This window comes from Micromonospora sp. NPDC002411, from assembly GCF_053592955.1.
This window is the reverse complement of sequence record NZ_JBSFBM010000190.1, coordinates 1-13,238: the sequence shown is the minus strand read 5'-3', so window position 1 is coordinate 13,238 and position 13,238 is coordinate 1. Positions and strand designations below refer to the sequence as shown.

The window sequence follows — 13,238 nt, the reverse complement described above, 5'->3', positions numbered from 1 at the left end:
GGTCACCACCCTGTCACCGCTGGCCACCCCTAACCTCGCACGTCATCGGCGGGCGGGGGAAGACCCGATGGTCTTCTCCTACCCAGCCGCACGCCACCGTGCCGGGTCTACCCCCGGCCTCCACGACGTACGAATCCTCCCGCGTGACGAAGGCCGACCTGTAGGCCGGGAACTCCCACCCACCAGCATTCCGGCAGACGGGCGTAACGCGCCCGGCGTTCGACAACGGTGCGGGCCGCCCAGAGGCGGCCCGCACCGTCGTTTTGTTGTATCGCACTGCCCGTGTCTGACTGCGATGATCGACGCGTGACGTACATCCCGGACCTCTGGTGGGGGAGTGTGCGCAGGTCAAGGCGGTAAGGAGCCATTGGTTGGCCTGGCCTCGCAACTGGGAGCAGATTGGGTGCGGGTTGGCGAAGAGGTCACCGCGACCGAAGTGCTCACCAACGCCGGGCAGAGACGCGGACTATGACCTGTGGTGATGGAGATCGCGCGATGTGGCGTGACCGCCCAGTGGATGCCGAAGTGGTCAGCGCTCGCTGCTCCCCGCATTGCTCGTGTACCCCGGCCGCGGGTCGCTGACCGTCATAGTGACCGGTCTTCTAATCCTGGCCTCAGGTTGATCGGGGACCATGAGCGGCAAAAGCATCGACTGGAAGGGGACGCGTCGGCATGCGGATCATGATCGCGGATGATGACGCGGCCATCCGTGAGTCGCTGGAGCGGGTTCTGCAGGTCGAGGGTTACGACACCAGCATCGTCGCCAACGGTCTCGCCGTGCTCGACGGGGTCGGTGGGGCCGGCGGTGACACGCTGGATCTGCTGATCCTCGACGTGATGATGCCCCGCCTCGGCGGGTTGGAGACCTGCCGGCGGTTGCGGGCGGCGGGTCGGGATCTGCCGGTGCTGATGCTGACCGCTCGTGATCAGGTCTCGGACCGGGTCGCAGGGCTGGACGCGGGCGCCGACGACTACCTGCCCAAGCCGTTCGCCACCGAGGAGTTGCTGGCCCGGGTGCGGGCCTTGCTGCGCCGGCGCACGCCGGGCGACGGGGAGTCGCAGGTCCTGTCGTTCGCCGACGTCCGGATCGATCCCGACAGGTTCGAGGCGTGGCGGGGCGGGCGGCCGCTGCGCCTGACCCGGACCGAGTTCTCCCTCCTGGAGGTCCTCGTGCGTAACGCGACCCGGGTGTTGACCCGCGACGTGCTGTTCGAGGCGATCTGGGGCTTCGACATGAGCGCCACCGCCAACAACCTCCAGGTGTATGTGAGCTACCTGCGCCGCAAGATGGAGGCCGAGGGTGAGCCGCGATTGATCTACACGCTGCGCGGCCTGGGATACACGTTGCGGCAGAGTCCTCCGTGAGCAGGCCCGTCGGCCGGAAACCGCGTCGGCTGACCCGATGGTGGCGCCGGCGGTCACTGCGGACCAGGCTGACGGTGATCGCGGCGACGGCCATCGCGGTCAGCGTGTTCATGGCCTTCCAGGTGGCCAGCGAGCTGCTGGACGGGGAGCTGCGGGACACCGCCGAGGATCAGCTGCGCGCCGACTCCCGCGTCCTGGCGACGGACGCGGAGCGCGCCGGTCTGGCGCAGGTCCAGCTACCGCCGTATCCCGGATCCGGTCGACTGGTGCGGGTCATCCTGCCCGACGGCTCGACCCGGACGCCGCCCGGTCAACCCGCGCTGCCCCCGGTCAGCGAGCACGCCCTGCGCGTGGCGCAGGGCGCGTCTGCCGACCTGATGGAGTCGAACGACATGGACGAGGACGGCTACCTCGTCTACACGCTGCGGGCGGGCGACGGGGCGGTCCAGGTGGCCCGCGTCGCCAACGACAGCCCGATCAACCGGTTCGGGTTCGGCATGCTGCTGATCGGGCTGCTCTGCGTGGTCGGCGGCGCCCTTGTCGGGCGGACCGTGGCGCGGGCCGGGCTGGCACCGATCGACCGGCTGACCGCCGCCGCGGTACGCGTCGCGCACACCCGGGATCTCGACGCCGACATCCCGGATGAAGGCGGTGGGGAGATCCGGCGGCTGATCCAGTCGATCAACGACATGCTCGCCGCGCTCCGGGACTCCCGGCGGGCCCAGCGGCTGCTCGCCGAAGACGCCGCCCACGAGCTCAAGACCCCGCTCACCAGCCTGCGCCTCAACGTCGAGTTGCTGATCCGGCTCGATCGGCGCGGAACCCTGGACAGCGCACTGCCGGCGGAGAGCCGGACCCGGCTGCTCAACGACCTCGGCGCCCAGGTAGCCGAGTTGAGCACCCTCGCCGCCGAACTGACCGACCTGGCGCGCGGTGACGTCACCGACGAGAGCACCGACCTGCTCGACCTCGCCGACGTGGTGGTGGCCGCCGCGACCCGGGCGCGTTCCCGCGTGCCCGACGTCGAGGTCGCGCTCGACGTCACCTCCGTGTGGGTGAGCGGGCGTCCCGCTGCGCTCCAACGGGCGGTGCTCAACCTCATCGACAACGCCGGCAAGTGGTCCCCCGCGGACCAGCTGGTCCAGGTCCGGCTCCGTGCCGAGGGCGCGTCGGCGGTGCTCGAGGTCGACGACGCCGGGCCGGGCATCGACGCCGCCGACGTACCCCGGGTGTTCGACCGGTTCTACCGTGCCGACAGCGCCCGAGCGTTGCCCGGATCCGGTCTGGGGCTGTCGATCGTTCAGCGGGTCGTCGACGCCCACGGCGGCCGGGCCACCGTCGCCCGCTCCGCACGCGGTGGTGCGCTGCTTCGGGTCGACCTTCCGGCCGCGGCCCCGCCCGGTCGAATCACGCGGCCCACCGCCGGGTCATGAAAAAGATCCGGGACGGGCCTGAGGTCCCGTCCCGGATCTCGCCCGTGCCGCCGCGCTCACCGTCGCAGCGCGGGCTCCTCGTCAGCGAACGACTGTCGCCCGTCCGGCGGCTCCACCGTTCCGGACAGCCGGCTCGGCCACCACATCCGCCGGCCGATCAGCAGGGTGAGGGCGGGCACCAGGACCGATCGCACCAGCAGGGCGTCGAGCAGCACGCCGAAGGCGACCAGGAACCCGACCTCGATCAGCATCACCAGCGGAAGTGAGACGAGGACCGCGAACGTGGCCGCCAGGACCAGGCCTGCCGAGGTGATGACGCCACCGGTGGCGGAGAGGGCTTTGAGCATGCCCTCTCTGGTGCCGAGACGCACGGCCTCCTCCCGGGCACGGCTGGCCAGGAAGATGTTGTAGTCGACGCCGAGCGCCACCAGGAACAGGAATGCCAGCAGCGGGACCGAATAGTCGATGCCCTTGAACCCGAGGATCGTGTCGAAGAGGAACACGCTGCCGCCGAAGGCTGCGGCGAATGAGACGACCACGGTGGCCATCAGGACCAACGGGGCCACGACCGCGCGCAGCAGCAGCCCGAGCACGATCAGGACGACGGCGAGCACCAGCGGGATCACCAGCTTCTCGTCGCGGCTGGTGGTCACCTCGGTGTCGAGGTTCTCCGCACTCGGCCCGCCGACGATCGCCTCCGCCCCGCTCACCGCGTGCACGGCGGTGCGCACCCGCTTGATCGTGTCGTACTCTGCGACGGTGTCCGGCGCGTCCGTCGGAAACACGGAGATGTCGGCCCAGCCGCCCTTGGTCTGACCCGGGATGGCCATGGCCACACCGCGGGTGCCCTTGACGATGTCGAGCACCCGCTCCTGGTACGCCGGCCGTGCGAAGATCGTCATCGGCTGGCCGCCGAGCTCCGGGAAGTGCTGGCGGAGAACGGTGAAGCCGGTGACCGACTCCGGCGCGGACAGGAACTGGTCCTGCTCCCGCAGGGCGCCGGTATTGCCCGCCAGCCCGAGGGCGAGCACGCCGAGGACTCCGAGCGAGCCGAGCGTCGCCACCCATCGGCGGCGGCTGATGGCGGTGCCAAGCCGTCCCCACAGCCCTGGCTTCTGCTCCACGGCCGTGCTGAACCGCGGGATGGCCGGCCAGAAGATACGCCTGCCGAGCACCACGAGCACCGCCGGGAACAGCGTCAGCATGGCCACCAGCGCGCACAGAATGCCGGCCGCACCGATCGGGCCCAACCCGCTGGTGCTGTTCAGGTCCGCGACGAGCAGGCAGAGCAGGCCGGCGACCACGGTGGCCGCGGACGCGACGATCGCCGGTGCCGCGCCGCGCAACGCGTGGACCATCGCAACCCGGACGTTCTCGTGGTGGTGCAGTGCCTCCCGATATCGAGCGATGAGCAACAGCGCGTAGTCCGTGCCGACGCCGAATACCAGGATCGTCAGCAGCGCCGAGTTCTGGTCGTTGACCACGATGCCGAAGCCTTTGACGAGCAGGTAGACGCTCGCCATCGCGGTCAGTGCGGCCGCGCTGACGACCACCAGCGGGATGAACCACAACACCGGGCTGCGGTAGGTGAGGATGAGTAGGAGCGTTACGACGACGACGGTGGTGAGGAAGACCTGCAGGTCGATGCCGTCGAAGACGGCATCCATGTCGCCATCGACAGCGGCCGGGCCGGTCACGTCGAGTTCCAGGCCGGCGGGGCGGTCCTTTGCGGCGTCACGCAACGGCCCGACGATGGCCTCCGGTGGGCCGTAGGTCGTGCTCACGTCGAGGGTGAACATCATCGCCTTGCCGTTGGTGGAGAGTCTCGTCGGTGGGCCCTCGTCGTCCTCGCCGGCCGGGACCGCCACCTTCGGCGGGTACCGCTTGACAAAGGTGTTGTAGTGGCGCTCGGCCGTCGCGCGGTCGGCGTCGGTCATGCCGCCGGCGCGGTGGTACACGAACACGAACGTGTTGTCCTCACCACCGGGGAGACTGTCCTCCAGCACCGCCACCTTGGTGGACTCGGCACCGGCCGGCAGGGTGTCCACGGCTCTGTCGGTAGTGACCGAGCTCAGCTTCCCGCTCAACGGCACCATGACCGCCGCCAGCGCCACCCACAGGCCAATCACCAACCACGGCACCCACCGGCCTGCCAACCGGCCGGCCGGCGCTTCCCCGGACGGCGCTGCGTTGACTGCCATCACTAGCCTCCTACAGACGGGTCACATCGCTTATCTGACGCCGACTTCGTACCGAGCGAATCTGAGACGACTGTTAAAACGGCGCTCAGGTCGGTCGGCCCTTCACATCGGCGGTGACTACCAGGTCTTCGTCGACCTAGAGTCAGCCGCGTGTACTTCGTGTGTCGGTGGCGAGAGGAATCGCCGTTCAGCAAGCGGGTGGTCACCCTGCCCGACGTGACCGTGCTCGACTGGTTCCGCCGGGGCTGGGGCTGCGACGACCCGGAAGGGTGAATCAACAGCGAGCTGGGCGATGAGGTGTACGGCTTGGACTCCATCTTCGAGGCGGCACTGGAGCGCAACCTGCCACGGCCGGAGACCGTCGACGAGCTGCGTGAGTTGCTGAACGAGCACCTCTGGGTGGAGGGCGATGACGAGAGCACCTTCATCCGGCTCGGCGAGCATTCCCTGAGGGTGCGTACCGACGACGACGAGGTGGACCTCGCCTGCTACTTCGTCGACGACGAGGCCGCCGTCGCGTCGCCCGACCGGCTTTCGTTCCTGCTGCACGACACCTGGCCGCTGCCCGGCGGCGTCGCCGCGCCCGGCGCCGTCTTCAGCCATGGCGTACCTGTCCGTACCGTTCGGCTGGCTCCGCCCGGGCCCGACTGCGTGTTCTCGGTCCGCCTCTGCTGGGAATCACCCGATACCGGCCGCAACCTGAACCTGGTCGGCGCCACAGCCTTTCCCGGCCTCACCCTGCCGGACCTCGCAACCCTCCTGCGCGACGCCGACGACGCCCACAGTTGGCCGCACGACACCCGGCTGCTGCGGGCCCTAGCCGCCCCCGGGGGAAACGACATCGGCTCCGCGCTGGAGCGCTACGCCCGGCTACCCGGATATGCCCCGTCGCCCGCCAACCTTGACACAGTGTCTGCGCACGACGCGATCCACCGGGAGATGCTGGAGCTGTTGGTCTCGGAGCGGCCCGCCGAGTCTCAGATCCGGCTGGACGCGCACATCGCGCAGGTCGCCCGCTACATCGACGACTTCTTCGGCTTCGACCAGTGGTTCCTCTTCGACACCCGATGGGCGACGGGACACCCGGACCTGGCCCGCTCGCTGCTGCGCTATGCAGCTCACTGGGACCCGTACGAGGCGCAGCACTGAGATCGCTTCTCGGCCCGCGAAGGATGGTTGAGGCCGATGTCAACGCGGGCCTGAACTACGCCGAACAGCACCGGCTCGTCCGTCGCTGCGCGGCGTACCTCAGGCGGTCAGCCGGTCTTGGTGGCGAAGGGACCGCCGTCGCCGAACGCGAGCCGCGCGAAGTTGTCGGCGATACGGCGATGTCCGGCCGGGTCGGGGTGCACCTCGTCGGGAAGCGGTAGTTCGGCGTAGTCCGCCTCGCCATACAGGTCGCGTCCGTCGAGATAGTGCAGGTTCGGATCATCGGCCGAGCGCTGTTCGACGATCCGGGCGAGCTCGTCGCGGATGACGTTGAGCGTCAGCCGCCCGGCGCTGCGCTCGGCCGGATCGCCCGTGGCCTTGAACCGCAGAGTCCCGCCCTCGAAGTCCGGCGCGAGAGGGCCGGGCGTGTCCTCCTGAACCGGGCACAGGATGGCGGACACGACCAGCAGTGGTGTGGTCGGGTGCCCTTCGCGGACAGTGTCGAGGAAGCCATGGACCGCAGGGGTGAAGGCACGGAGACGCATCACGTCGCTGTTGACGATGTTGATGCCGATCTTGACACTGATCAGGTCCGCAGGGATGCCCCGCATGGCGCGGGCGGTGAACGGGTCGAGCAACGCGCTCCCGCCGAACCCCAGGTTGACCAACTCTGCGCCGCCCTCGGCCGCGGCCAGCGCCGGCCAGATGGCGGTGGGATGACCGGCGTTCGAGCCGTGGCTGATGGAACTGCCGTGATGCAGCCACGTCCTGCGTCCGCTGGGCGGGGTCTGCTCGACGGGCGCGTCGGTGCGCAGCGCGATCAACTCGGTGATCTCCGTGTGCGGGAGCCAGATCTCGATGTCTTTCTCACCCTCCGGCAGATCCGCGAAGCGGGCGGTGCCGGACGGCCCTTCGGCCAGCACAGAGGTTTGGGTGAACATGTTGGTAACCGTCCGGACGTTGCCTTCGGGCACCGAGGCCTGTGCGGCCAGGCGGCCGTTGATCAGCAGGTCGTAGACGCCGTCCGGTGGGGCCGGGAAGCCTTGGTAGACCCGCTTGGTGGGCAGCGTGTCCAGTTCGATGGTGGTGGCCCGGGTACGGAAAGCGAGCCGCACGCCGGAGGGCTGGGCCTCAGCCATGGCCAGTTGATCGTCGGGGATCTGCTGGCGCGCCCGGGCGGTCAGCCGATGCGGCAGTAGACCGCGCGGGGTCGCCTCCAGATCGACAAAGCCGCGCAGGAGGCCCGCGGTGACCGGGGTGGTGATCCACTGGTGTTCGGTGGGCATTGCCTCAAGCCTCTCGATGTTCATCGGAGCGCCGCGCTGCGAACCGCTGGCGGTGGTGCGACCGTCGTCGGGTCAGCGAGTGCTGCGGGTGCGTAACACCGCGTCGAGCGAATCCACGATCCATTCCCAGGATTCCAGCGCGTTGGGAGCGCTGTGTTCGAAACCACCGGCTAGCTCCAAGCTGACGTAGCCGTGGAAGACGCTGCCCAGCATCCGGACCGCATGGGTCGCGTCCGGCTCGTCCAACCCGTAACCCCGCAAGATCGCCCGAGCCATCTGCGCGTGCCGGACACCTGGACTGGCGGCCGCCGTCTCTGGATCGAGCCGGAGCCGGGCGGCGGCATAGCGGCCCGGGTGCTCCCTGGCGTAGTCGCGGTAGGCGTCGGCGAACGCGGCTAGAGCGTCCCTGCCGGCCCGACCGGCGACGGCATCGGCTACGCGGTCGGCGAGTTCGTTCAGCGCGAACAGCGCGATGCGGATCCTGAGGTCCTGTGAGCTCTTCAGGTGCGAGTACAGGCTCGGGACCTTGACGTCGAACCGCCGAGCGAGCGCCGAGACGGTGACCTGGTCGAAGCCGACCTCGTCGGCCAGTTCCGCCCCCGCTCGGGTCAGACGCTCCGGCGTCAGTCCTGGTCTATCCATCACGCCTCCCCTACCTGCCTACAGCAATTATGCTCTCGCCTAATACCTTTAGGCAAATCCGACAGTGAGGGTGAAGCTGAGGCAGCCGATGTCCTCGTCCCGGCCTCTTGCCCTCGTCCCGGCCGACGTAGTGCGCTGGCACGCTACTGCTGTTCGGTGATCCCCGAGGGCTGGAGCGTGTCGGCGATGAGGCGGAGTTGTTCCCGGGACAGCTCACCTCCGTAGCGGCGGTAGGTGTGCGGTCCTCTGCCGACGAGGACGTCGTCGATGTTCACCCATGGGCACGGCGTCCAGTACCTGCCGCTGTTGAGCAGTTCTTCGCTGACCTGGCGTACATCGGACCGGGCGCCGAGAGCGGTCAAGGCCTCCGCGACCAGGTCGACGGCCTCGCCTGGGCGGTTGCTGTCGGCGCAGGCCGGTACGAGGAGGAGTAGACGCTCGGCAGGGGTGTGATCCTGATCCGGCTGGTGCGCTGCGGCGACGACTTCCGGCCACGCGAACGCCGGCCCTCGGAAGTGTCCCTCCATGGCGGCGAGAGGAATCGACGCGTCACCGGTGCCAGGGTCGAGCACGTAGTCAACGCCGCCATCGTCGTCGACGTTGCGCATGATGACGTGCAGGCGGCAGCGCCCGGGAAGCGGCAGTGAGAACACTGGCCAACTCTGCGGGTCGAGGAAGGTGTCGACGATGTGCTCCAGGTCGGCTGGGTCGACGCCGAAAGCGTCTGGCACCGACGTGGATCCCCCGACGATGGCGAGGAAAGCGGGCCAGAACAGCTCCTGCGACATGATGTCGGACCCGTCGACCAGCGGCGATCGTAGGAATGGCGGTTCGTACCCGTCCAAGTATCCGGGGATGATCACGCCGTCATCCTCGCAGTGCCGCCGCCTGTCGGACCAGCCGCCGTTGACAGCCCCTCGGCAGGTAAGGCGTCTGGCACCATGGTTCCGTGCGGCGAGATCCGACTGGGCCGTCGGCCTCTGTGCTTGCGGGCGCCAACGTGTTGCTCGTAGGGCTGTTCTCCGCGAAGGATAGGGAGTTCGGCGCGAAGCTTGATGTGCTGACGGCTTCGGTGGAGGCGCATGGTGGGCGGGTAGTGAGCCGGCACGTCCAGCGGCGGGGTGTCTCACGCGGCGGTGCGGCCAGGATGGCCATGCCGTTCTCTCGACGGACGCTGATCAGCTCCGGCAAAGCGCGTGAAATCGCGCAAGCGTGCCGAGCCGCGCAGGTCGAGGTTGCGGTCTTCGCCAACCCGCTGACGAAACACCAACGAGCTGTCCTCGGCGACATCTTCGGATGCCTCGTGATCAGCGGCGAGGACCTTCTTGCCCCCGGCCGATGAGCGTCCGGACATGATGGAGATCGGGCGAACGCCCGCATCCGGCGGGGTCATCCGCGCGCCGGATCGGCCCTGCCGGGCGTCGGGGGAGCCGGGCCGGGTGGCGAAGTTCCGCCGGGCACGCTGATCGCGTAACGGCGGGCCAGCCGTCGGAGGTACGCGACGAGCTCCGGCGGCTCCGTCACGGTGAAGTCGTGGTCGAGCAGTCCGAGATGGACGGCGAGCGTCTCGACGGACTCCGCGCCGGTGTCCAGCACGCACGTCCGCTCGTCAATCGGCTCCACGGTGCCGACCGCAGGGGTGATCCGGTTGGCGACCTCGACCGCCGGCGCGTGCACGATGATCCGGGCGCGATATCGCCAGGACGCCGCGGACACCCGACCGGACACGTACCCGGCGATGTCGGCGGTGGGCAGCGGGCGCGCGGCGAACCGCGGGTTGTTCGGCGTACGCAGCGTGATCCGGTCCACCCGGAACGTCCGCCAGTCCGCGCGGCCCAGGTCGTACGCGAGCAGGTACCAGCGGCGACCCCAGTTCACCAGCCGGTACGGCTCCACGTCGCGCCGGCTGCCCGTACCCGCGTGGTCCGCATAGTCGAACCGTAGGCCTTCCCGTTCTCGGCACGCGGCGGCCAGCACGGACAGCAGCGTCGGGTCGACCACCGGTCCGGCGACGTCGCGCGGCACCGCGACGGTGTACGCCTGCAGCGCAGCCACCCGGCGCCGTAGACGAGCGGGCAGCACCTGTTCCAGCTTCGCCAGCGCGCGCAGCGACGCCTCCTCGATGCCGGAGATGGTCCCACCGACCGCGATACGCAGCCCGACCGTGACCGCCACCGCCTCCTCGTCGCCCAGCAACAGCGGCGGCAGGCTGGCCCCGGCTCCGAGCCGGTACCCGCCCACCGAGCCGCGGGTGGCCGTCACGGGATAGCCGAGGGTTCGTAGCCGCTCCACGTCGGTACGCACCGTGCGGCCACTGACGCCGAGGCGCTCGGCGAGTTGCGCGCCGGTCCAGTCCCGCGGTGTCTGCAGCAGTGACAGCAACCGCAGCAACCGCGCCGAGGTTTCCAACATGTCATCAGCCTCGCACGCTATTAGGAACGGACTCTTCCGCATGAGCTGACAGAGTTCACCGCATGACCGAGATCCGCGAGTTCCGCACCGACTGTCCGCGGGCTGAACTGGGCGACCTGACCGAGCGGCTGGCTCGTGCCCGGTGGGCCGACGAGCTGCCCGGCGCCGGCGACGACTACGGCGTGCCGCCGGCCCGGCCCCGTGTGCTGGCTGGGCGCTGGCAGCACGGGTACGACCGGCGGGCGTGGGAGAAGCGCTGATGGACCGCCGGGCGCTCAACCGGGCCACGCTCGACCGCCAGCTGCTCCTGCGCCGCTCCGGTATGAGCGTTCCAGCGGCCCTCTCCCACCTCGTCGGCCTGCAGGCACAGACGCCGCACACCTGGTACGCGGGACTGTGGAGCCGGCTCGCCGACTTCCGGGCGGCCGACGTCGCGACGCTGCTGGAGAGCCGGGCGGTGGTGAGGATCGCGCTGATGCGGTCCACCATCCACGTGATCGGCGCCGCGGAGGCCGCGCGGATTCGGCCGCTCGTGCAGCCGGTGCTGGACCGGGACCTGTTCGCCAACCACACCCACGGGCGGTGGATGCGAGGGCTCGACACCGGTGCGGTGGCGGCACACGCGCGCGACCTGCTCGCCGAGCGGGCGATGACGCCCGCCGAGACGGGCGCCGCACTGCTGCGGCGGTGGCCGGAAAACAACGCGGCGGCGCTCGCGTACGCGGCCCGTAACCTGCTTCCGCTCGTGCAGACGCCGCCGCGCGGGGTGTGGGGCCGTAGTGGCCGTACCGTGCACGCGCCGCTCGACGTCTGGGCGGGCCCGCCGCCGCACCGAATGAAGATCGACGACCTGGTGCTGCGTTACCTGGGCGCGTACGGCCCGGCGACCGTGGCCGACGCGCAGACCTGGAGCGGCCTCACCCACCTCGCCGAGGTGGTCGACCGGCTCCGGCCGCAGCTTCGGACGTTTCCCGGCGGGTACGTCGACCTGCCCGACGCGCCGCGGCCCGACCCGGACACACCGGCACCGGTGCGGTACCTGTACGACTTCGACAACCTGCTGCTGTCCTATCGTGACCGGACGCGGGTGCTCACCGACGAGTTCCGGAGCCGGGCGGTGACCCGGCACGGTCCGGTCCCCAGACCGGTACTTGTCGACGGGTTCACTGCGGGAGCGTGGACGGTCGCAGCTGCGGCCCTCACCGTTCGGCTCTTCGTACCGCTAACCGCCGCCGATCGCGACGCGGTGACCACCGAAGGTGCCGCGCTGCTGGGTTTCCTGCACCCGGACGCCGCGCCCGACGTGCGGCTCGTCGAGGAATTCGAATAGGGGAGGGAGACAGCACGCGAACACTCGTGTCCGCGCGGCCGCCGATCCAGCGTGCCGTGCCGAGGACCGTACGACCCGGATACTCGTAACGTGCCGAATGCTCAGCGGCGGCGCAGCGCCGGCTCGAGCAGAGCGGGCGGGGTGTCGTTCTTCTCATGGGCGGCGAGGTCGACGCCGGGAGCCACGATCGCGTCGATCGCGTCCAGCACGTCGGCCGAGAGGACCGTGTCCGCGGCGGCGAGCTGCGAGCTCAGGTGGTCCATCGTGCGGGGACCGATGATCGCGCTGGTCACGCCCGGGTGCGCGGTGACGAAGCCGAGCGCGAGCTGGATCATGCTGAGGCCAGCCTCGTCGGCAACCTTGGCGAGCTGCTCGACGGCGTCGAGCTTGGCGCGGTTGGCGGGGATGCTGACGTCGAAGCGATGCTGCATGAAGCCCGAGCGGTTCGTGCTGATTTTTTGGTCGGCGCGGATCGCCCCGGACAGCCAGCCCGATGCCAGCGGGCTCCAAGCCAGCACGCCCATGCCGTACTCCTGGGTCGCGGGCAGCACGTGGGTCTCGATGCCACGTTGCAGGATCGAGTAGTTCGGCTGCTCGGTCACATAACGGCTCAGACGCCCCTCGCGGGCGGCCCACTGCGCCTGCACGATGCGGTGGGCCGGGAAGGTCGAGGAGCCGAAGTAGCGGATCTTGCCCGTGCGCTGCAGGTCCGTCAGCGCCGACAGCGTCTCGTCGTCGCTGGTCGTCGGATCCCACCGGTGCATCTGGTAGAGGTCGACGTGGTCGACGCCGAGGCGGCGCAGGCTGTTCTCCAGCGCGGTGACCAGCCAGCGGCGCGAGCCGCCCCGCTGGTTGCGCTCGTCGCCCATCGGCAGCGTCGCCTTGGTGGCCAGGACGACGTCGTCGCGGCGGCCGGCGATGGCCTTGCCTACCATCTCCTCGGACTGGCCACCGCTGTAGGCGTCGGCGGTGTCGATGAGGTTGATCCCCGCATCGAGCGCGCCGTCGACGATGGCGGTGGCTTCCTCCTGGGTGGTGTTGCCGATCTTGCCGAAGTTCATTGCGCCGAGCACGAGGGTGCTGACCTGCACACCAGTGCGCCCCAAGGTGCGGTACTGCATGACTGTTTCTCCTTCAGACGTCCAGCGGTCCATGGTTCAGTGGCAGTCCGCCCGGTTCAGCATGCGGGCCAACCGGAGCGTTGTTCCGGTAACCAACATACGGAACGACGTTCCGGATGCCAAGTGGGGTGACGGAGGTAACGCGACGCGGCCGTTGGATCGACCTATATGACGAGCCCGTCACCGATGGTTGCGGCCCCGGACCCATCCTGCTGCTCGCGATGACGTTCGGTCAGAAGCGCGGCGGCTACGTGCTGGCGTGGGACAACAACGAGACCCAGGGCACCCTGGGGATGCGC

13 protein-coding genes are annotated in these 13,238 nt (G+C 69.6%); 7 read left to right on the top strand and 6 right to left on the bottom strand.

The annotated features are described in order from the left end of the window. Positions 1-672 precede the first annotated feature (672 nt). Positions 673-1,365, top strand: a complete 693-nt coding sequence (locus ACWCO3_RS21725) for a response regulator transcription factor (protein WP_357928966.1) — start codon at positions 673-675, stop codon at positions 1,363-1,365. A gap of 74 nt (positions 1,366-1,439) precedes the next feature. Next, the gene (locus ACWCO3_RS21720) at positions 1,440-2,798 is read left to right on the top strand and encodes an ATP-binding protein (protein WP_450011686.1); all 1,359 of its coding nucleotides are present in this window, start codon (positions 1,440-1,442) and stop codon (positions 2,796-2,798) included. Positions 2,799-2,854: 56 nt separating this feature from the next. On the opposite strand, the gene ACWCO3_RS21715 is transcribed toward ACWCO3_RS21720, so the two are convergent. After that, entirely contained in the window at positions 2,855-4,999 is a 2,145-nt protein-coding gene (locus ACWCO3_RS21715) for an MMPL family transporter (RefSeq protein WP_450011684.1), read from the bottom strand. A gap of 150 nt (positions 5,000-5,149) precedes the next feature. Here ACWCO3_RS21715 and ACWCO3_RS21710 point away from each other — a divergent pair, with 150 nt between their 5' ends. Both ACWCO3_RS21710 and ACWCO3_RS21705 read left to right on the top strand, forming a co-directional pair. Next, complete coding sequence (locus ACWCO3_RS21710) at positions 5,150-5,272, top strand: hypothetical protein (protein WP_280116479.1); 123 nt, start codon at positions 5,150-5,152, stop codon at positions 5,270-5,272. 33 nt (positions 5,273-5,305) lie between these two features. Then, the gene (locus tag ACWCO3_RS21705; RefSeq protein WP_450011681.1) at positions 5,306-6,148 is read left to right on the top strand and encodes a hypothetical protein; all 843 of its coding nucleotides are present in this window, start codon (positions 5,306-5,308) and stop codon (positions 6,146-6,148) included. A gap of 107 nt (positions 6,149-6,255) precedes the next feature. Here ACWCO3_RS21705 and ACWCO3_RS21700 read toward each other — a convergent pair whose 3' ends face one another. The 3 genes from ACWCO3_RS21700 to ACWCO3_RS21690 form a co-directional block, all read right to left on the bottom strand. Further along, on the bottom strand, positions 6,256-7,458 hold the full coding sequence (locus ACWCO3_RS21700) for a GDSL-type esterase/lipase family protein (RefSeq protein WP_450011679.1): 1,203 nt from the start codon (positions 7,456-7,458) through the stop codon (positions 6,256-6,258). A 48-nt stretch (positions 7,459-7,506) separates the two neighbouring features. After that, entirely contained in the window at positions 7,507-8,076 is a 570-nt protein-coding gene (locus ACWCO3_RS21695; protein ID WP_450011677.1) for a TetR/AcrR family transcriptional regulator, read from the bottom strand. 143 nt (positions 8,077-8,219) lie between these two features. Then, positions 8,220-8,939: a hypothetical protein gene (locus tag ACWCO3_RS21690; RefSeq protein WP_358164894.1), complete on the bottom strand. Its 720-nt coding sequence runs from the start codon at positions 8,937-8,939 to the stop codon at positions 8,220-8,222. Positions 8,940-9,223: 284 nt separating this feature from the next. On the opposite strand from ACWCO3_RS21690, the gene ACWCO3_RS21685 reads away from it, so the two are divergent. Beyond that, positions 9,224-9,418: an HflX-like GTP-binding protein gene (locus ACWCO3_RS21685; protein WP_357928948.1), complete on the top strand. Its 195-nt coding sequence runs from the start codon at positions 9,224-9,226 to the stop codon at positions 9,416-9,418. Positions 9,419-9,465: 47 nt separating this feature from the next. Here ACWCO3_RS21685 and ACWCO3_RS21680 read toward each other — a convergent pair whose 3' ends face one another. Next, complete coding sequence (locus ACWCO3_RS21680) at positions 9,466-10,488, bottom strand: helix-turn-helix transcriptional regulator (protein WP_357928945.1); 1,023 nt, start codon at positions 10,486-10,488, stop codon at positions 9,466-9,468. Positions 10,489-10,550: 62 nt separating this feature from the next. On the opposite strand from ACWCO3_RS21680, the gene ACWCO3_RS21675 reads away from it, so the two are divergent. Both ACWCO3_RS21675 and ACWCO3_RS21670 read left to right on the top strand, forming a co-directional pair. Continuing rightward, positions 10,551-10,748: an epoxide hydrolase N-terminal domain-containing protein gene (locus tag ACWCO3_RS21675; RefSeq protein ID WP_145780045.1), complete on the top strand. Its 198-nt coding sequence runs from the start codon at positions 10,551-10,553 to the stop codon at positions 10,746-10,748. Next, positions 10,733-11,818, top strand: coding sequence for a winged helix DNA-binding domain-containing protein (locus ACWCO3_RS21670; RefSeq protein ID WP_450011674.1), 1,086 nt, complete (start codon positions 10,733-10,735; stop codon positions 11,816-11,818). The genes ACWCO3_RS21675 and ACWCO3_RS21670 overlap by 16 nt, the downstream gene beginning before the upstream one ends. Before the next feature lie 101 nt (positions 11,819-11,919). Here the strand turns inward: ACWCO3_RS21670 and ACWCO3_RS21665 are convergent, their stop codons facing one another. Then, positions 11,920-12,939: an aldo/keto reductase gene (locus tag ACWCO3_RS21665; protein ID WP_450011672.1), complete on the bottom strand. Its 1,020-nt coding sequence runs from the start codon at positions 12,937-12,939 to the stop codon at positions 11,920-11,922. Between the last annotated feature and the right edge of the window lie 299 nt (positions 12,940-13,238).